This is a genomic window from Enterocloster bolteae (genome assembly GCF_002234575.2).
Classification (GTDB): domain Bacteria; phylum Bacillota; class Clostridia; order Lachnospirales; family Lachnospiraceae; genus Enterocloster; species Enterocloster bolteae.
Genome location: NZ_CP022464.2, coordinates 1,178,120 through 1,197,630, shown reverse-complemented (window position 1 = coordinate 1,197,630; position 19,511 = coordinate 1,178,120). Strand labels below are relative to the sequence as shown.

Genomic DNA, 19,511 nt, shown 5'->3' with positions numbered 1-19,511 from the left:
TTTTAATATTTCGTCAATATTCACAATTTTTTCTGACTAATTCAGTCAAACACGATATTCTTTCAAAAGAATATTGATTTATATATTATATATGATAGACTAAATACCGTTATAAGACAAATATTTAACAGCTGATATTATCAGGTGATTTTGTTACAATTTTATATTTCACAGACTTGGAACGAGAGTTTGGCAGCCTTTTACAAAGAGCTGCGGCTCTCGTTTTTTTATTTGTGCAGACATCAGAGCATTAAATCTCCAGGAGTTTGGCAACCTTTCACAAAGTGTTGAAGCTTTCATGAAAGCGTTTTTAAATATCAAAGAAAATCAGGAGGGAAAACAACAATGTCACAAAAGAACACAGCAACCAGCACTTCAAAATTCCAGCTTGACGGCAGGCCCAGTATGAAGGAAGCAGTGCCTTTAGGCCTGCAGCATGTACTGGCCATGTTTGTAGGGAACATCGTTCCTATGATTTTAGTCGCGTCAGTAGCCAACCTGTCTGTTCAGGACGCCAACATGCTGCTCCAGTGCTGCATGCTGGGAGCTGCCATCTCAACCGCAATCCAGCTCTATCCCATACGAATCGGAAGCATACAGATTGGCTCCGGCCTTCCCTGCATGATGGGACTTACATACGTATTCCTGCCGGCCTGTCTTTCCATTGCCGGCAGCAAAGGAATTCCCTATATCTTCGGCGCCCAGATTGCGGCGGGTGTCATTGCCATCAGCTACGGAACACTCCTTAAGAAAATGTCATCCTTCTTCCCTCCTGTGGTAACGGGGACCATTGTCATGACTGTGGGCGTTTCCATCTTTAATCTTGCCATCGGCAATATTGCGGGCGGTACATCATCACCTGATTTCGGTGCCCCCATCAACTGGGCAGTGGGCGTATTCGTGGTGCTGGTCGTACTGGGATTCAATGTGTTCGGCAAAGGCCTTCCCAAGGTTGCAGCCATCCTTATCGGTATGACGGCAGGCTACATTTTATCGGTCATTCTGGGACTGGTAAGTTTCTCAGGCATTGGAGAGGCTGCCTGGTTTGCTGTTCCAAAGCCTTTTGCATTTGGCGTAAAATTTGATTTAGGATATATTCTGATGTTTGTACTGCTTTACTTCATTGTTGCCGTACAGATGATAGGCGATTTCAACGTATCATGCATGGGCGGACTGGACCGCGAGCCCACCCCGGATGAAATCGGAGGAGGAGCCACCGCAAACGGAATCACTTCCATTATATCAGCCGTACTTAACAGCTTCCCCACCGCCACCTACAGCCAGAACTCCGGTATCGTGGCTCTGACCAAAGTGTGCTCCCGTTTTGTAATTCTGGTTGGCTGCGGAATCCTTTTCCTGGCCGGTCTCTGTCCCAAGGTAGGAGCCGTGCTGTCCACCATCCCCAACTGTGTGATTGGCGGCGGTACCGTGGTTGTATTTGCAATGATTGCCACCTCAGGCATGAAGCTTCTTGCCAAGGCCGGATACTCCAACCGGAACTGCCTGATTATAGGCGTATCCCTGGCATTCGGCCTGGGCACCCAGTTCTGCAAAGGCGCCAGCGCCCAGTTCCCTGCCGGAATCGCTGCAATGCTGGAGGAGAACAGCGTTATTCTCACATCTTTGCTTGCGATTATTCTCAATCTGGTGTTTCCAAAGGATCCGGTTGTGGCGGCAGAGAAGGAGGGCAAGGCGCAATAATTGTTTTTATATAGAAAATAGCACTGGAAAACTCCCAGTGCTATTTTTATATAACTGTTATTCCCTTTTCTGGTGGTTCTCATATTGCTCTGTGTCCAACATACATCTGCCTAATTCTCCATCACCTCCTGATACGTGGCATGGTTCTCCATCGCCTCAGTCATGGCCGCCATCCGGGATAAATCCCCCATTAGAATCACACCGCTCATCCGGTTATTCAGGAAATAGTATTTCCGGTACTGTTCCTTACCCATATCCCTGAATTCCACTGTCTTATAATAGAGGTTCGGGTTTCTTCCGTTGTCGCCCGCGGCAAACAGGGCGGTATTCATGCCGTGGAAGGTCAGGGCCGCAGGTACAGGCGTGTATTCCAGACTGTCCCCGGCCGCGTTGGCACCCGCAGTCTTGCCCTGTTCCACCGCTTCGGGCCAGATGCCGTAATTCCCATCATGGTACTGTGCACAGTCGCCGCAGGCATAGATGCCGGAAACCGAGGTCTCCATGCGCTCGTTGACAACTACTCCCTTCTTTGTCTCCAATCCCATCTTCTTTGCCAGCTCTATGTTGGCGCGGATGCCTGCGGACACAATCACCATCCCGGCTGCCACCACTTCCCCTGTTTTCAGACGGACACCGCTCACATGGCCGTCTCCCTCGATGGCTTCCACATTGACGCCGGTGCGGATCACCACCCCGGCTTTGGATGCTATTATCTTCAACTGCTCCCCGGAGCTCTCATCCATCTGACGTCCCATCAGGGATGGAGCCATTTCAAGCACCGTCACCTCAAGGCCTGCCTTCTTAAGCTCCCATGCTGCTTCCAGTCCCAGAACACCGCCTCCGATGACCACGGCCTTCTCCGTGCTCTTCATCAGAGCCTCCACCCTTCTGACATCAGAAAGCCGTCTGATTGCCGCCACCTCCGGTAATCCGCTTCCTTCCATCGGCGGAATAAAGCATTCACTTCCCAGCGCGTATATCAGCTTCGTGAAACGCAGCTTTGTTCCGTCGTCAAGAAGCGCTTGCCTGGCATCCGTATCCACGCTCTCCACCCGTTTTCCCAGCATCTGGCGCACCTGATTTTCCTCATACCATGGGGCATCCACCATAGCTATCTGCTCCGGCTCCAGGCCTGCGACCAGGGATTTGGTCAGCATGGGACGGTTGTAGGACGGATAGGGCTCCTCGGATACCATAGTAATCCGTCCTGTGGCATCCCTCTCCCGGATGGCCTTGGCGGCATTAAATCCGGCTGCGCCGTTACCGAGAATCAGATAGTCGTTTGCCGTGTTATTGGTAAAATCATTTGCCGCATCCTCCACCGGCACAAAGTTCTCCCGGCCCACGCCGCAGACAGGACAAATCTCGATGGAGGAATCAAAAATCTCCCCGCAAACCAGGCATTTAACCAGCCTCCTGCCGCCCTTTGCCGCCGCTGTCCCCGGCTTCTTGGACTGCACCAGACACCCGAACTGATATCCGAACTCATAGGCACCCACCAAATCTGCATCCGAGGGTTTAAACCTCACCTTAAATCCGTCTACCACCTTCATTTTCAACTGTTTCAGGCGCTCCGTGATATGGGGTACGCCCTCGCCGCTCCAGCCGTAGCTGCCGAACGCTCCCGCATATTTTCCGCCGTGGGTCACGCTGAACATGCCCAGCGTCAAATCCCATATAGGACGCAGCGCCTCGGCAATGATGGTGGGCGTGCCAAACAGCATTCCATCTGCAAACTGCAACTCCTCCTGCACTTTCGCCGCGTCGGCCGTCACCATATCGTAGCTGCGCACGTCAATATCACCGCTGTCGGCAATTCCCTGTGCAATCTTCTCCGCCAGCATTCCCGTATACCCGTAGGCGCTTACGTAGGGGATGATAACGGTCTTCTTCCTGTTCGGATTCACCACTGTGGACCATTCCCGGTAAAGGGCCATCACCTGCTTAATTCTGTCCCCCACCAGCACCGGGCCGTGGCCCGTGCACACCATGCTGATATCCAGGGATTCCACCCGGTCCAGGGCCTTCAGCATAAAGGGTTTATACGGCCCGATAATACAGTCAAAATAGTAGCGCAGCGCCTTTAAATAATCGTCCTCATTCTGAATCTTATCCGACACCACTTCTTTCAGGCAGTAGTGGGAGCCGAAGGAATCACAGGTCACCAGAATCTGCTCCTCCTCGATAAATGTGTACATGGTATCCGGCCAGTGCAGATTGGGAACCAGCATAAAATGCAGTGTCCGCTTGCCAATGGTCATCCGCTGGTCGTCCTTTACCGCAATGCTGACAAAGTCCCGGTTCACGATTTCTTTTAAGAAACTAATGGCACAGGGAGTGGCCAGTATCTTCATCTGGGGACTGTAATCCAGCAGCCGCTCCACACTCCCCGCATGGTCCGGCTCCGTGTGGCTGGTCACCAGATAATCAATCTTCGTGACATCTATGACCTCTTTTAATTTTTCCAGATAATCGTCAAAAAACCTGGCCTTTGCCGTCTCAAACAACACCACCTTATCCCCTGTTTTCATCACATAGGAATTATAGGTGGTGCCAAACTCCGTATACATCACAATATCAAACACACGCAGCTTGTCGTCAATAATACCCGTCCAGCAGAACCCGTCTCTCAATTTAATCGCTTCCATGGTCAGCACCTCTCCTTTACATACATTTATTATAGGGCATATGTTATTTTATGATTCCACTTTAACGCAAATCCCACCCTGTGTCTATTGCATTTGCCACATATTGGCAGTCCGTTGTCAATCTTAGCCCTATTTGTGCACTTATGACTAACTGCAATAAGGGGCCGCCAAAAAGAACAATACGAAAAATATGTGTAATATCATCGGAAAAGGAAATCTCCGGAAAAACCATAAACATGATTTTTCCGGAGGCCGATTTTTAGAGAGAAAAAACAGGGAATCGTTGGGAAAAGGGTGAGTAATTATGAGATATTAGATTATACTGGCTTTTTATTATATTACAAACTGCTCTATGTAACGTTTTGAAAGCTTTAAGCTGTCCAGAATCCTTTCCCGGTCCGACTCAAATGCCCGGTCCTCAACTTCCACACAGGTAAACCCATCATAACCAATATCTGTCAGCGCAGACACATAACGTCCCCAGTCCACATCTCCCAGTCCCGGAAGCTTGGGCTCCATATATTCCAGCGGATATGCCATAATTCCCACATCCTTAAGCTTCTGGGGATAAACCTTAATATCCTTATAGTGTACATGGAATATCCTCTCTCTGAATTCATAGATAGGCTGAATATAATCCATCATCTGCCACACAAAATGGCTGGGATCGTAATTGATGCCAAAGTTTTTGCTGGGTATTATATCAAACATTTTTCGCCAAAGGGCGGGTGATGTAAACAGGTTATGCCCCCCTGGCCACTGTTCTCTTCCAAACAGCATCGGGCAGTTTTCAATTGCGATTCTGACACCGTGCTCCTCAGCATATTGGATAATTGGAGGCCATATCCGGCCAAATGCCTCAAGATTTTCTTCCACGCTCTTAGTCTGATCCCTGCCCACAAAGGTGGTGACCATTCCAATGCCCAGCTTTTCTGAAAATGCAATTACCTTTTTAAGGTGCCGTATGGCATCCTCCCGTTTCTGAAAATCACCGTCCATGGTATTGGGATAATATGCCAGGGCGCTGATCTCAACTCCTGTCTTTTTACATGTCTCATGAATATGCGCCACGTACCCACGGCTGTCATTATCCACGTCAATATGGCTTACACCCGCATAGCGGCGTTCCGCTTTCCCTTGGGGCCAGCAAGCGGCTTCCACGCACTCATACCCCAGTCCGGCAGCCGTAACCATCATTTCCTCAAAAGTCCATCCATCCAGGATGGCACTTACAAACCCTAACTTCATTTCATTCTCCTTAGCCTATTTTAATTGTTTTTCCTGTTTTGGCAGATTCTATACTTGCAAAAACTGCTTCCATAGCGCTGAGTACGCTTTTTCCACTGAGCTGTGCTTCCTTTCCGTGAACAATACAGTCCATAAAGGCATCTATTACACCTGATTTTGTCTGCTTGTCATTGGTCTGAATCTGATCTACATTGTACAGGATAGCCTCATTGTCCGGCTTTATAATCTTGATGCAGTATTCCGGGTCTTCATAGATACGCATAATCCCCTTGGACCCGTACAATATGGTGGAGTTGTCTTCCTGACCATAGTAAGTCCAGCTGGCTGTCATAGTTCCCACTGCGCCTGATTCCATCTTATAGATACAGATGGCATTGTCATCCACCCCGATCAGGTTTCCGCTCCCATCTTTTTTATCCAGGGTGGTAATCACAGCTGTAGTCTCTGCTACGTATTCTCCCATCAGGTACTGGATCAGATCTGTCTTATGGATTCCCAAATCTGCCATAGCTCCCATGGCAGCCTTTTTTTTGTCAAAAAACCAGGTATTACTGCCGGGATCAATGCTCCAGCTTTCCGGCCCTCCATGTCCAAAGGTAGTCTTAAAGGTTATAACCTTTCCAATATCCCCGCGCTCAATCAGCTTCCTGGCAAGCGCATGGCCTTTGGCTAGTCTCTGATTCTGCCCAATCATAAGGCATTGTCCTGTTTTCTCAGCAGCTTCTGCCATCTGGCGGCACTCCTCAAGGGTTACTGCCATTGGTTTTTCGCAAAGTACATCCTTCCCCGCCTTCAGTGCCGCAATGGATATCTTTGCGTGAAACTCATTGGGAACACATATGGAGACAGCGTCAATTTTTTCATCCTCCAGCAGTTCTTCATATGTCTCATAAACTCGGCCTCCGTATGTACCGGCGAGTTCTCTGGCCCTCTCCGGGTTCAGGTCATAAAACGCATCCAGTCTTGCGTCCCGGTGGTCTGCGTATTCCGGAATATGCCTTACCTGAGCAATCCTTCCGCATCCAATGATTCCTATACTTTTCATCATGAACCTCCCTAATTCTTTGTGAGCATATGGACTCTGATGGCGCTGATTCCCAGAGATATGATAATCAGGGCGCCGGAAGCAATCTCCTGAAGATAAGAGTTGACTCCCAGTATATTCAGCACGTTGGAGATAAGTCCCATAAGCAGTACGCCGAAAAATGTTCCAACAATATTTCCCTTTCCACCGTTAATAGGTGCCCCGCCAATTACCACCGCTCCCATGGCCTGAAGTTCATATCCCGCTCCTGTGGAAGGCAGGGCTGAGCCTACCCTGGACAGCAAGAGAACAGCAGCCAGGCCTACAAAAAAGCCATTCAGGGCAAAGAATATAAGCTTATTCCTGGTCACTTTGATACCTGACAGGAATGCCGCTTTCTCATTAGAACCAATGGCAAAGATACGCCGTCCTATCTGCGTATACCGCAGTATAATGCCAACCACCACACACCCCATCAGGCTGATAATAAAAATCAGAGGAATTGCCCCAAACAGGCGGAACCGGTTCATTGTATCAAATTTTCCGTACACGGTCTGAATGACTCCTTTTGTCAGATAGAGGGCCGCTCCTGTATATACGCTGGTGGTTGCCAGCGAAATTATAAAGGAAGGCGCTTTAAAAAGAATCGCAAGTACCCCGTTAAAAAACGTACAGAACATGGCTGTGAGGATGCCCGCCGCCGCTGCTGCGGGAATGGGGATCCCCGCGTTCATCATCATGGCCATGAGACAGGAGCTTAGTCCAATGACCGCTCCAACCGATATATCAAAATTCCCTGATATAATCAGGATAGTAGCGCCCGCAGCCACCAGGCCCAGAACTGCAATCTGCTCAAAAATATTCATCACATTGTTAAGCATAAGAAATCTGGGATTTTTCAGCGCCGTAAGCACGGATATCAGTAAAATAATCAACAGAAGTATGAGCCACTGCTGACTTAAAATTTTGTATTTCAGATTATTTCTGTCATTCATCTGTCCTTCACTCCTTCACTCCAATATACTCTTTTATCAGCCTATCTTCTGTGGCATCTGCCGAATCCAGGATACGCACCAGCCGCCCTTCCCTCATGACCCCAATCCGGTCACTCATGGAAATAAGCTCGGGCATGTTGGAGGATACCATAATTACAATCTTCTGTTCCTTTGCCAGTTTTTCAATCAGCTTATAGATTTCCTCTCTAGCCCCCACATCCACGCCCTTGGTGGGCTCGTCAAAAATATATACATCCCCGTCCTCCAGAAGCCATCGGGAAATAACCACCTTCTGCTGGTTGCCGCCGCTCAGATTTCCTACCTCCTGCTCCTGGCTGAATACCTTTATCTTAAGCTGCTGTATGCTTTTTTCCACAATTCCTTTTTCCTTTCTCAGATTCAGAAAAAAAGAATTGTCGTTTTTTGATATAGTAAGATTTTCCCTGGCCGAACGTATCAGAAAAAGGCCTTCACCCTTTCTATCCTCAGAAACAAGGAATACACCTCTTTTTACAGCGGATTTTGGAGTCGTGGGAGTGATATCCTTTCCATCCAGGGTCAGGGTTCCTGAATCCCTTTTATCGGCTCCGTATATCATACGTACCAGCTCCGTCCTTCCCGCGCCCACCAGACCGCCCAGGCCAAACACCTCCCCCCTGGACACTGAAAAGCTCACATCCCGGACAATACCGTTGCCGGAATAATGCACTGCCTCAAGGGCCCTGTCACCGGATGAAAAACTTCCTTTCTGATAGAAGTTGGATGCATCCCTTCCCACCATGGCCTTAATCAGCTCATCCTGATTTGTCTCTTTCAGTATAAGCCTTTTTACCATTACACCATCCTTCAGGACATAAGCCATATCTCCCAGACGGAACATCTCCTCTAAATAATGGGAGATATAGATGATGCCCAGTCCTTTTTTCCTCAGCTGTTCCACCAGATTCATAAGAGATGCGGTCTCCTCCTCTCCCAGAGAAGCCGTTGGCTCATCCATGATCAGAATCCGTGCTTCCTGATGCAGGGCTTTTGCAATCTGAAGATTCTGTTTCTGTCCCGGTGAAAGCTCTTCCACAAGCATGGAAGGCTTCATATCCATGCTGAGGCTCTGAAGCAGCTTCCTTGTCCTCTCTTCCTGCTCCCTGCTGTTCACAAAAGCTCTGCCCCTCAGCCTTTCATTTCCCAAAAATATGTTGTCGGATACTGTAAGGGAGCTCACAAGGTCGGCATCCTGGTAAATGGTAGCGATTCCCAGATGCATGGCCTGACCGGGAGTCATCCGTTCATATGTGGTTCCAAATATAGTGATTTTTCCTTTGTCCGGTTTTTCCGCGCCGGAAAGTATCTTGATCAAAGTGGATTTGCCGGCCCCGTTTTCACCTGCCAGGCAAATAATCTGCCCCGCCTCCAGCTCCAGGCTCACATCCTTCAGTACCTGTATGCCGGAAAAGGATTTGCAGATTCCGTCTATGGATAAAATATTTCCCAATTCCTTTCCCTCCCTTTATCTATAAATGGGGATTCATATGAACCCCCACTTAAATGTTTCTTATTGCATTAACTCTGGAAAATACTCTTTTGTCAAATCCCAGTAACATTCATCCACTTCCCATGGCACTACCTTGGTCTTGTCATCAATATTACTCTGGTCCACAGGCATAATGGGAAGTTCAACCTGCTGCTGAACTGCTGTGCTGGCTCCGGTTGCGTACTGATTCAGTACCTGATAAGAAACAAGTCCCTCCCAACCAGGAGATGATGAGATGGTATAATCCAGCTTGCCGTTCTTAATAAGGGGAAGGCCCGCGGGAGAACCGTTCTGTGAAACCACCTTATACTGGTCTGACACTCCCTGAGAATCCAGCATTTGGATAATACCGGCTGCCATGTCCTCATTCATAACAAAAATAACCGAAAAGTCTTTGCCGGAAGCAATCGCATCCTGTGCCACCGTGATAGCTTTGCTGGGATTATATTCCCCTTCCTGAATATCAATGATCTTATTTTTACCCAGTTCATCCACCTTTGCCTGCATAGCTTCATTTATCCTCTGACAGGGCACTGACTCAAAGTTTCCCGTGATTACAAAGATATTTTCACCTGGGCAGTTATCCGCAAACCACTGTCCGTAATTGTTGCCCATCTCTGTCCAGTCAAAGTCAATAGCTGCAACAATGTCGTTCCCATTGTTATCCAGAGCTGTCCCCACACTGTCCGTTGACACCAGCGGTATACCTGCCTTTGCGCATTTTTCTGCTGCGATTTTAGCTCCGCTTTCATTAAAAGAAAAGATACACAACCCGTCAACGCCCTGGTTTATCATGGAATCAATATTGGAGACTTCTTTGCTGACATCGTAGTCTGAATTTAAAATAACTACCTTGTTGCCATCCTTCTCCGCTCCCATCTGAAATCCTTCCACATTGCGCTGATACCATGTGTCAGGCCCCGGCGTAATATAACCATAAACCTTCCCCCCCGCACTTTCCGCGCTGGACTCCTCTGCTTCTTTGGGACTGGCCTGCTCTGCCTGAGACGTTTCTTCCTTTGCCGCGGTCTGTGCTGGGGTTGTTGTCTCTGTCTGGGATGAACCAGAACAAGCAGTCATCAGAGTCATTCCCGAAACCACCATTAATGCTAACAGTCCTTTTTTCATTTGACACCCTCCTTAGTTAAATGTTTTTGATTTATAATTATATATTTATAAATTCTCCTTCAGAAACTTCAGCCCCTCTAAGGCCAGCACATCCTGGCTGGCAGCCAGGGGTCTCCACAGAGAAACCGCTTTGGCAATCTCTGTTATATCTGTGGTAAAAGATTCAATCACCACCGCGCCGTCGTAACCAACATCCCTCAGCGCCTTGCTGATTTCATCCCAGTCAATATGGTCCTGTCCCGGAGTTCCCCGGTCATTGGAACATGCATGAAAGTCAAACAGCCTGCTGCCCGCCCTGCGGATCGCCTGCCCCAGGCTTTTCTCCTCAATGTTCATATGAAATGTGTCCAACAACAAACCTACATTATCACATCCAATCTCATCCAGAAGTTCCACCCCCTGGTCAACTGTGTTCAGAAAATCCGTCTCAAAACGGTTCAGGGGTTCAAGGGCCAGCCTGATTCCTTTTGTGGCGGCATAGCCCGCAAGATCCCTGAGATTATCTACTGCATAGGATCTCTGCCGTTTCCGTTCTTCCTCTGAAGCCATCCTTGCCTTACCGGTTGCCGCATACATAGGTCCCGCCACATAGGGTGAGCCGAAAACCGATGCCATATCAATCAGCGTCCTGATATACTCCATCCCCTTGTCCCTGTAACGGGAATCATCTGAGCTGATATCCCGCTCCGGGCCAAAGGCTCCGCATATGTTAATCTGTATACCTGCCATATCAGCTTCTTGCTTCACATAGGCCGGGTCAAATGACGAGGGATCCTCCACACCTATCTCATAGATGTCAAATCCCAGCTCCTTGGCATGCTTTAATTGTTCTGTGGTATGATTTGAAAACGGGGATACCCAGACATAGGAACTTACACCAAACTTCATTTTTCCTCCTTTTCATGTATTTTACATTTTTATGTAAAATTATTTCATTTTCTTCTAGTTTTTATGGCTTTTTCATTTAATACTATATCTTTTTTTCATTTTATTGTCAATATTTTGTAAAAATTTACATTTTTTACATTTCTCCTGTACATTTCTTCTATTTTGGTGTATTCTAAATATATCATTAGATTGTGAGGTATCAGCCATGGCAACAAAACCAACCATTTCCCAGATAGCAGATATGTCCGGTGTCTCTATAGCCACCGTATCACGCTTTATCAACAATACAACTGCAGTCAAAGGCAGCACTGCAAAAAAGATCATGGAAGCCATCCATTCGCTGAATTATCCATTGCCTGAAAGCTTTATAACAACCAATACAAAAAAGGACGGCAAGGTCATACTGATCAACATACCGTCTGTCTCCAATCCATTTTACAATGATGTGATCAAGGGAGCACAGGACGCGGCCCTGCGCCATGATTACTACACCCTGGTAAATGTCCAGCATCTTAATTCATCTACTGAATCAACCTTTTTTAATCTGTTAAATAACATTAACCTCTGCGGCGCCATTATATTAAACGCCATGGACCAGGGATATTTTAACAGCCTATACCATACTATTCCCTTTGTACAGTGTTGTGAGTATACGGAAAACCAGGACCTGGTCTCCTATACCAGCATTGATGACGTGGCGGCTGCCAAGACAATGATGGAGTACATCCTGTCCACCGGGCACACAAAAATTGCTTTTCTGTGCGGACCGGACCGGTATAAATATGCCCGCCAGAGAAAAGCTGGATATATACAGACACTGGAAGCCGCCCATATCCCCCTGAACAAGGACTGGATCATTCAGCTGCCTGAACTAGACTTTGACATGGCCCTCTCCTCCACGCACCAGCTCATGTCCCAGAAGGAGCATCCCACAGCAGTGTTTGCAGTCTCCGATGTACTTGCCGCAGCTGCTATACGCGGATGCCGCCTGGCCGGGCTTTCCGTACCATCGGACATTATCGTTACAGGATTTGATAATGTGAACATATCCCAGGCCACGTCCCCGCCCATCACAACCATTAACCAGCCAAAATATCAGATGGGCTACATGGCATGTGAGCTGCTGATTGAAAAATTAAATACCCCTGGCGCAAAACCGCGGCAGGTACTGCTGAACACAGAGCTCATCATACGGGAATCCACACAGAGGCAGCGGACCTAGCACCAGAACATCCCGAATCGGGAAGCATACTTTGGAGTCAAATTGGACTCAAAAGGGCGTCCTGCCCTCGCAGAACGCCCTTAAATACGTACTTATTCACTTAAAAATACTTCTTGCTTCCCCAAAGATTACTCTTCTTCAAATCCAGATACTCATTATAAGCCTTTTCCAGTATCTGCTTCTCATTGGAAAACTTCAGCAGATGGTATGCCTCGTAGAACTTATAATACCCGGAATCCAGAAAGTACTCTTCCCGCTGTGGTTTGCTGTAATAGCTGTCGGCCATCATCAGATACCAGTGTACGTCCTTTTCCACCACATCCTGGGGTGTGTTAAAGGAGTATTGGCTCTTGCCGATATACTTGATAATGGATGCACTGACACCGGTCTCCTCCTTCACTTCACGGAGGGCCGTTTCTTTATACTCTTCGCCAGCTTCTACTGTTCCCTTAGGCAAAACCCATCCCTCATACTTGTTCTTGTAATTCTTATAAAGGACGAGGATTTTCCCTCGAAATATAACCACACCGCCGCAGCTCGTTGCTTCAATCATTGCAATTCCTCCTGGTGTTGGTGTGAACCTGATCTGCGTCTGTACCGGACGAGTCCTTTACAGGGCCCGCGTGCGTCCCGCTAATTAATGTATGCAGCACTGCATCTGTTGTCCCGGTTACGCAATCATAACTGGTCTTAGTATACAACTTTTGGAAAGGATATGCAAGGCTTATCTGCTATTTCAGGGCTGGCAGGTATTGGGAGACAGGGTTTGGCAAACGCCGGACAGTCATGCTGATACCGGTATCCGGCCAGGCTTTAATCCAGGCCGTTCATCCCTTTAAATACTTTCTCCGCGGTTATGGGAAGCTCCCGTATTCTCACGCCCACTGCATTGTAAACCGCATTGGCAATGGCCGGAGACGGGGTGTTGATAACCACCTCGCCGATGGATTTAGCGCCGAATGGGCCGGTGGGCTCGAAGCTGCTCTCAAACTCCACCTGCACCCTGCCCACATCCAGACGGCTGGGCACCTTGTACTGCATAAAGGAATTCTCATGGACCTTTCCGTCCTTTGAATAGCTTACATCCTCATACAGGGCCATGCCGATTCCCTGGACCAGACCGCCCTCTGTCTGAACCCTTGCCAGGTTTTCATTGAGAGGTGTTCCGCAGTCCACAGCGGCAGCAAATTTGATTAATTCCACCTGGCCTGTCTCCAGATCCACCTCCACCTCGGCGGCTCCTGCCATAAAGGGCGGCGGGGATATGGGCGAGGAATGGGACTGGGTCACCTGAAGGGCGTCCTCATTGGCGCACTGGACCCTGTTCGCCAGGTCCTTTATGGTGATTTCCTTCCTGGTGCCGTCCGCCTCGCAGGCCAGCTTATATACCCGCTTTCCGTCAAACTCCAGCTCATCCGCTCCGGTTTCCAGGTATTTGGCTGCCTTGTGGAGAATTTTTTCCTTCAGGGCTTCACATGTCTTTACCACTGCTGTTCCGGTCAGATAGGCAGTGCTGGAAGCATAGGAGCCGGAATCATAGGGTGAAATGTCCGTATCAGCCCCAAATACCACGATATCGTCCAGCTCGCAGCCCAGGCACTCGGCAGCCACCTGGGCCAGCGTGGTGTCGCAGCCTGTTCCCATGTCGGCGGCACCGATTATCAGGTTGTAAAAGCCGTCGTCGTTTATCTTAATGGTGGCGCCTGCCACATCCACCCCGGATATGGAGGAACCCTGCATGGCCATGGCAAGTCCCACACCGCGCACCTTTGAACCGCTTACCTGGCGTCTGGGGTATTTTCCGTCCCATCCTATCATGTCCTTAACCCTGGCCACACAGCGGTCCAGAGCGCAGCTGTCCGCTGTCTCACCGTAATAGGCCGGCATCACGTCCCCTTCTTTGACCATATTAAGTTCCCTGAATTTCACCGGGTCCATGCCCAGCTCTGCCGCCAGCTCGCTGACCGCTGATTCCACGGCAAAGATTCCCTGGGTTGCCCCGTATCCGCGGTACGCCCCGGCCGACATCCGGTTGGTGTAGACCACGTCATAACTGAACCGGAACGCCTCAGGCGTGTGGTACAGCGGAATGGATTTATGGCCGGACAGGCCCACTGTGGTGGGTCCATGTTCCCCGTATGCCCCTGTATTTGACAATGTATATACATCCATGGCTTTCAGTATACCGTTGTCATCGCATCCCAGCTTCACCCGTACCTCCATCTCATGGCGGGGTGAGGACGCAATCTGAGACTCATAACGGCTGTAAATGATTTTAGCTGGCTTTCCTGTTTTCCAGGTCACGATGGCAGGGTACACCTCTGCCACAACCGTCTGTTTTGCCCCGAATCCCCCTCCGATTCTGGGCTTGATGACGCGAATCCTGGATTTGGGTATATCCAGGGCATGGGCCAGGATTCTTCTGGTATGGAACGGAATCTGGGTGGATGCCACCACATTTAACCTTCCATACACATCCAGATGGGTGTAGGCCCGGAAGGTTTCCATCATGGCCTGCTGGTTGGCCTTGGTGTGGTACACCCGCTCTATCACATGGGTACAGCCTGCAAATGCCTGTTCCAGATCCCCATGACCCTCAATGCCTGAGGCGCAGAGATTGCGTCTGTTGTCAGCTCCCACATCGCAGAGACTCTTCCAGTCCTCCTCCGGGTGCACTAGTATCTTTGCGTCCTTGGCATCGTGCATGTCCAGCACAGGCTCCAGGACTTCATATTTTACACGTATGAGACGCATGGCATGGTCCACCACAGCCTCATCCCTGCCTGCCACGATTGCCACCGCATCTCCGGCAAACCGCAGCCTGCGGTCCAGTATGAGCCGGTCATAGGGACTGGGCTCCGGATAGGTCTGCCCCGCCATGGTAAAACGGCTCTGGGGCACATCCTTCCATGTGAGAATGCACTCAATACCCGGTATCTTGGCGGCAACGCCGCAGTCTATCTCCTTAACCATGGCATGGGCGTAAGGGCTTCTGAGCACCTTTACCACCAGGCAGTCCTTTAATGCCAGGTCGTCCGTAAACACCGGCTTGCCTGTCACCAGGGCCCTGGCATCCTTCTTGATGAAGGGAGCGCCTACCACACGGTAATTTCTTCCGGCATATGCACCGCCTGCGCTGCCGCATGTGCCGCATGTGCTGCCGCATGTACCGCATATGCTGCCGCATGTACCATCCGTACCGGCGCATGTGCCGCATGTACTGTCAGACGTCTTATTATCTGTATATCCCATCCGCTCACACCTCCTGTTTCGATTCCAGATATTTCTTAACTGCCCGCAGCTGGGACATATATCCGCTGCAGCGGCACAGGTTGCCGGCCAGATACTCCTTGATGGCCTCCTCATCCGGGTTTTTAAGCTCCCGCTCCATGGCCAGCACATTCATGATGAAACCGGGGCTGCAGAATCCGCACTGCTCCCCGCCTTCCGCTGCCAGAAACATGCCGAATTCCTCTGCTTCCTTCTGAAGTCCTTCCAGAGTGGTGACATGGCGCCCGTCTGCCCTGACAGCCAGGATGGAACATGACAGCACAGGCTTTCCGTCCAGCCATACGGTGCACAGGCCGCAGTTGGCTGTCTCGCAGCCGCGTTTCACGCTGTAGCAGCCCAGGCTTCTCACTAAATCCAGAAGAAGGTCATCCGGCTCAGCCTCTGCCTGCACATTTTTTCCATTTAACCGAAACTCTATATTCATCCTTTGCTTACGCTCCTTCCTGTCAGTCTCTCCATAAGGCGTCTTGTATACACAGCAGCCAGCTGGCGGCGGTACTGTCCGCTTGCCCTCGTATTGCTGCCATAGGTAAAGGAATCAGCCGCCTCCCCGGCAAGCTGCGCCAGACTGTCATACCCGTCGTCCCTGATTTTCACGACCTGGGCCCGTCCCGGCCTGGCTCCCACCGCCACATACCAGTCATTGCCCCACCGGGATACACAGCAGGCTATGACCGGGAAATCCGTTTCCGAATTCCTCTGGGTGGTATAGGCTGCTTTTCTTCCGTCTTTTTTTATAATGATGCGCACCAGAATATCCCTGTCATCCCGGCGCACAGGCCGTTTGGCAAATTCCTCCAGAGGCACTATGCCTCCGTGATAAAGCTCCACATATGTATCCAGGGCCATCAGGCAGGTCAGGATGTCGGAAAATCCAAAGCGGCTGTAAATGCTGCCTCCCACTGTAGCCAGGTTGCGCATCTGAACGCCCACGATATGGCGTGTACATTCCTTAAAAACGCCTCCGAAATACTGGTCAAGCCCCTGGTCTGTCTCCAACTGGCGCAGGGTGCACATGGCGCCAATCCTGAATTCTTCCTTGGTTTCCTCGATTTTATCAAGTCCCAGGCCGGACAGGTCCACGATGGTACGTTTGGTCACACTGGTCATCTTAAGCCACACCATGCCTCCCACAACCAGGCTGCTGCGCTTCTGGCATAGTTCATACGCCTCGGACAGACTGTCCACTTTTACATAATCCTCTGCTCGGAACACGTAGATTCTCCTCTCTTGTCAAATGCGTGAATACACGCCCTAAAATAAAGCAAACAGGGAGATTATATCATGAAATCTCCCTGTTTTCTACATATACCGTTATTCTTTAAAATAATAAATGCATGAACAATGCGCTGATTGGTATGGCCACAATGGTCCGCTCAAAGAAGCAGACAATCAGTTCCTTCAGAGATACAGGTATCTTCGTTGACATCATGACCACGATGGTCTCAGAAAAGAAGATAATCTGCACCATGGACACGGTGACTACCATGTACCTGGCCCCCACGGCCAGGGTGCCGACCTTATCGGCAATCATCAGCACGGGTAAAAACATTTCCGCGATTCCAACCGGAAGGGAAGGCGCAATCTCAGCCGCATTGGGAACCTGTAACAGGACAAGCAGGGGTTCAAATAATTTGCCAATCCAGTTAAATACCGGGGTATAGGTGGCGATGAGCATTGCTATGATTCCCACGGCCGTCAGAAGTGATATTACCTTTGGCAGCACATAACAGCTGTCTAAAAGGCTGGACCGGATTTCTTTCAGAAGATTGGGCGCAGTGGCCGCTTTCTTGACCGCCCTGGAGGCTCCTGTCTTAAGCACTGCCCTGGCAGGTACACGCTCCGCCAAAATCTCTTCCTTTGTCTGCTGCCGTCCGTCTGCAAACACAGACGCCTTGCGGGACAGCGGGGGAATTCTGGCCATAAAGAAGCTGACTATAAGAGTCACCAGCAGCGCTATAAAATAAATAGGCAGAAAATATTCCGAAAGGTCTGCTGTCTCTATCACCTTATAGGCAAATCCCACGCTGACCGCGCTGAATCCCGTGGCGATGAGAGCCGCTTCCTTTTTCGTATAAATCCCCTTCTGATACAGCTTGCTGGTAATCAGAACCCCCACAGAGGCAGAACTGACAAAGGACGCAATGGCATTGACAGCACTTCTTCCGGGAATCTTAAACACAGGCCGCATAAGCGGCTCCATCAGGCTACCGATAAAATCCACGATTCCGTAATTCAGTAAAAACGGCATGAACACAGCACTGACCGGAATAATCCAGGCCACGTCCGTGGCAATGGAGTATACGGTTTCTCCTATGTCGGGACTGACGATGGCAGCCGGTCCCTCAAAGGAGGGAAAGGTGTAGTGCAGCATCAGAATCAGGGCGAATATACTGCCCAGCAGGTAAAACAGCGGATGCAGCACCGAATCCTCCTGATAATACCTGTAAACAGCTGAATCCTTGTTTTTGCAGAAATATTTTCCGTATACGCTGGCCAGGCCGTTTCCCATGATGATAATTCCTCCCATCCAGAGTCCCGCAAGTCCCAGGCCGGCTTTGATATTCTTATATATGATGCCGAAGGTGACATCCGTGCTTCCCCTTACAGTGACCGGGACAAAAAAGATGATGACTGCAATCAGGGTGAAAATGACTGCCTTTACTATCCCGCTTCTCCACTGTTCCCTGGTAAGCACCAGTGCATCTAATACCGAGTTGTCATTTAGGTTCCCGTTCACATTATTGTCATTTTCCATGCCTTATCCTCCATTGCAGCTGCCGCTATTTTGCCTTTTTCTTCACTGCCAGGATGGACAGATATTCAAATACAATGTTGGCTGCCAGATAAGCGGTTATCTCACCGTGGTCATATGCGGGCAATACCTCCACCAGGTCAAATCCCACAAAATTCAGGTCCTTTATTTTTCTTACCAGATCCAGGGCTTCCAGGGAAGTAAAGCCTCCCACCTCCGGGGTGCCTGTTCCGGGCGCATAAGCGGGATCTACGAAATCAATGTCAAAGGTCAGGAAGCAGGGCTTATCCCCCACGCGCTCCAAAATCGTCTTAATCAGGGTCTCTAAGCCCATCTCCCTTACCTTGTGGGCCGGAATCAGCTTCATTCCCAGCTCTGCCGCCATCTTATGCTCATCCGGGTCATACAGGGAGCCGCGCATTCCCACCTGAATGGAATGGGACGCATCTATCAGATTTTCTTCCAAAGCCCTGCGGAACGGCGTGCCATGGTTATATTTCTGGCCAAATACCTCATCACATAAATCGGAATGGGAATCAAAGTGCACCAGGGCAACCGGACCGTACTTTTTCGCAACCGCGCGAAGCTCTGCCAATGTGATGGAATGGTCGCCGCCCAGTACGATGGGACATGCATTTTCCTTAAGGATATTGGCAACCCCTTCTTCAATTGCCTGATAGGTGGGATGTATGTAGCCAGGAGTCACATTGAAATCGCCTATGTCCCCGCCCTTTAACCCGTCCATAATGTTTACCTGCATGATTACATTGTTAGGCTTCATCATGGCTGAGATATTCCTGATTGCATTAGGGCCAAAGCGTGAGCCGGAACGGAAGGAGCTGGCAGTGTCAAAGGGAGCCCCTGCAATAGCGAAATCCAGACCTTCTGCCGAGTCCACCTTCTGCATTCTCATAAATGTTCCCATATTACAAAATCTTGGTGATGATAAGGCACTTGCCGGTTGTTTAATATCTGTCATTATATAACCCTCCATATTATTTAACTGTATTCAATTTGATTCGTGCGCACTTTTAGTTTTATTGGACTTATTGTCGGCAATTTTCCGTTAACAAAAGCATACCA

General features: G+C 49.5%; 15 protein-coding genes. 2 read left to right on the top strand and 13 right to left on the bottom strand.

Translation table 11 applies throughout. The features are described 5' to 3' along the window. The first annotated feature begins 345 nt into the window (after positions 1–345). A complete protein-coding gene (locus tag CGC65_RS05555; protein ID WP_002567915.1) occupies positions 346–1,701 on the top strand; it encodes a uracil-xanthine permease family protein in 1,356 nt (451 codons plus the stop codon). Positions 1,702–1,811: 110 nt separating this feature from the next. On the opposite strand, the gene CGC65_RS05550 is transcribed toward CGC65_RS05555, so the two are convergent. From CGC65_RS05550 to CGC65_RS05520, 7 genes are all read right to left on the bottom strand, one after another. Then, a complete protein-coding gene (locus tag CGC65_RS05550) occupies positions 1,812–4,349 on the bottom strand; it encodes an FAD-dependent oxidoreductase (RefSeq protein ID WP_002567916.1) in 2,538 nt (845 codons plus the stop codon). A 333-nt stretch (positions 4,350–4,682) separates the two neighbouring features. Then, on the bottom strand, positions 4,683–5,597 hold the full coding sequence (locus CGC65_RS05545; RefSeq protein ID WP_007038581.1) for a sugar phosphate isomerase/epimerase family protein: 915 nt from the start codon (positions 5,595–5,597) through the stop codon (positions 4,683–4,685). A gap of 10 nt (positions 5,598–5,607) precedes the next feature. Further along, entirely contained in the window at positions 5,608–6,642 is a 1,035-nt protein-coding gene (locus CGC65_RS05540) for a Gfo/Idh/MocA family protein (protein ID WP_002567918.1), read from the bottom strand. 11 nt (positions 6,643–6,653) lie between these two features. Next, entirely contained in the window at positions 6,654–7,616 is a 963-nt protein-coding gene (locus CGC65_RS05535; RefSeq protein ID WP_002567919.1) for an ABC transporter permease, read from the bottom strand. A gap of 7 nt (positions 7,617–7,623) precedes the next feature. Next, on the bottom strand, positions 7,624–9,105 hold the full coding sequence (locus CGC65_RS05530) for a sugar ABC transporter ATP-binding protein (RefSeq protein ID WP_002567920.1): 1,482 nt from the start codon (positions 9,103–9,105) through the stop codon (positions 7,624–7,626). Between the two features lie 60 nt (positions 9,106–9,165). Beyond that, the gene (locus tag CGC65_RS05525) at positions 9,166–10,272 is read right to left on the bottom strand and encodes a sugar ABC transporter substrate-binding protein (RefSeq protein WP_002567921.1); all 1,107 of its coding nucleotides are present in this window, start codon (positions 10,270–10,272) and stop codon (positions 9,166–9,168) included. A 45-nt stretch (positions 10,273–10,317) separates the two neighbouring features. Continuing rightward, the gene (locus CGC65_RS05520; protein WP_002567922.1) at positions 10,318–11,160 is read right to left on the bottom strand and encodes a sugar phosphate isomerase/epimerase family protein; all 843 of its coding nucleotides are present in this window, start codon (positions 11,158–11,160) and stop codon (positions 10,318–10,320) included. Positions 11,161–11,365: 205 nt separating this feature from the next. Between CGC65_RS05520 and CGC65_RS05515 the strand changes: the two genes are divergently transcribed. Continuing rightward, the gene (locus CGC65_RS05515) at positions 11,366–12,382 is read left to right on the top strand and encodes a LacI family DNA-binding transcriptional regulator (RefSeq protein WP_002567923.1); all 1,017 of its coding nucleotides are present in this window, start codon (positions 11,366–11,368) and stop codon (positions 12,380–12,382) included. Between the two features lie 100 nt (positions 12,383–12,482). On the opposite strand, the gene CGC65_RS05510 is transcribed toward CGC65_RS05515, so the two are convergent. From CGC65_RS05510 to speB, 6 genes are all read right to left on the bottom strand, one after another. Further along, positions 12,483–12,935: an NUDIX hydrolase gene (locus tag CGC65_RS05510; RefSeq protein WP_002567924.1), complete on the bottom strand. Its 453-nt coding sequence runs from the start codon at positions 12,933–12,935 to the stop codon at positions 12,483–12,485. A 260-nt stretch (positions 12,936–13,195) separates the two neighbouring features. Then, positions 13,196–15,634 (bottom strand): xanthine dehydrogenase family protein molybdopterin-binding subunit, encoded by a 2,439-nt coding sequence (locus tag CGC65_RS05505; RefSeq protein ID WP_002567925.1) that lies wholly within the window; start codon positions 15,632–15,634, stop codon positions 13,196–13,198. A 4-nt stretch (positions 15,635–15,638) separates the two neighbouring features. Beyond that, positions 15,639–16,097, bottom strand: a complete 459-nt coding sequence (locus tag CGC65_RS05500) for a (2Fe-2S)-binding protein (RefSeq protein ID WP_002567926.1) — start codon at positions 16,095–16,097, stop codon at positions 15,639–15,641. Continuing rightward, positions 16,094–16,888, bottom strand: a complete 795-nt coding sequence (locus tag CGC65_RS05495) for an FAD binding domain-containing protein (protein ID WP_002567927.1) — start codon at positions 16,886–16,888, stop codon at positions 16,094–16,096. Before CGC65_RS05495 ends, CGC65_RS05500 begins: the two co-directional genes overlap by 4 nt. Positions 16,889–16,994: 106 nt before the next feature. Further along, positions 16,995–18,431, bottom strand: a complete 1,437-nt coding sequence (locus CGC65_RS05490; protein ID WP_002567928.1) for a YjiH family protein — start codon at positions 18,429–18,431, stop codon at positions 16,995–16,997. A gap of 25 nt (positions 18,432–18,456) precedes the next feature. Further along, on the bottom strand, positions 18,457–19,407 hold the full coding sequence (gene speB, locus CGC65_RS05485; RefSeq protein WP_002567929.1) for an agmatinase: 951 nt from the start codon (positions 19,405–19,407) through the stop codon (positions 18,457–18,459). Between the last annotated feature and the right edge of the window lie 104 nt (positions 19,408–19,511).

Bases quoted from the DNA above. Each gene is read 5' to 3' on its own strand.
- CGC65_RS05525 (WP_002567921.1), bottom strand. From the start codon at position 10,272: ATGAAAAAAGGACTGTTAGCATTAATGGTGGTTTCGGGAATGACTCTG.
- CGC65_RS05505 (WP_002567925.1), bottom strand. From the start codon at position 15,634: ATGGGATATACAGATAATAAGACGTCTGACAGTACATGCGGCACATGC.
- CGC65_RS05490 (WP_002567928.1), bottom strand. From the start codon at position 18,431: ATGGAAAATGACAATAATGTGAACGGGAACCTAAATGACAACTCGGTA.
- speB (WP_002567929.1), bottom strand. From the start codon at position 19,407: ATGACAGATATTAAACAACCGGCAAGTGCCTTATCATCACCAAGATTT.
- CGC65_RS05500 (WP_002567926.1), bottom strand. From the start codon at position 16,097: ATGAATATAGAGTTTCGGTTAAATGGAAAAAATGTGCAGGCAGAGGCT.
- CGC65_RS05510 (WP_002567924.1), bottom strand. From the start codon at position 12,935: ATGATTGAAGCAACGAGCTGCGGCGGTGTGGTTATATTTCGAGGGAAA.
- CGC65_RS05520 (WP_002567922.1), bottom strand. From the start codon at position 11,160: ATGAAGTTTGGTGTAAGTTCCTATGTCTGGGTATCCCCGTTTTCAAAT.
- CGC65_RS05555 (WP_002567915.1), top strand. From the start codon at position 346: ATGTCACAAAAGAACACAGCAACCAGCACTTCAAAATTCCAGCTTGAC.
- CGC65_RS05540 (WP_002567918.1), bottom strand. From the start codon at position 6,642: ATGAAAAGTATAGGAATCATTGGATGCGGAAGGATTGCTCAGGTAAGG.
- CGC65_RS05550 (WP_002567916.1), bottom strand. From the start codon at position 4,349: ATGGAAGCGATTAAATTGAGAGACGGGTTCTGCTGGACGGGTATTATT.
- CGC65_RS05515 (WP_002567923.1), top strand. From the start codon at position 11,366: ATGGCAACAAAACCAACCATTTCCCAGATAGCAGATATGTCCGGTGTC.
- CGC65_RS05535 (WP_002567919.1), bottom strand. From the start codon at position 7,616: ATGAATGACAGAAATAATCTGAAATACAAAATTTTAAGTCAGCAGTGG.
- CGC65_RS05545 (WP_007038581.1), bottom strand. From the start codon at position 5,597: ATGAAGTTAGGGTTTGTAAGTGCCATCCTGGATGGATGGACTTTTGAG.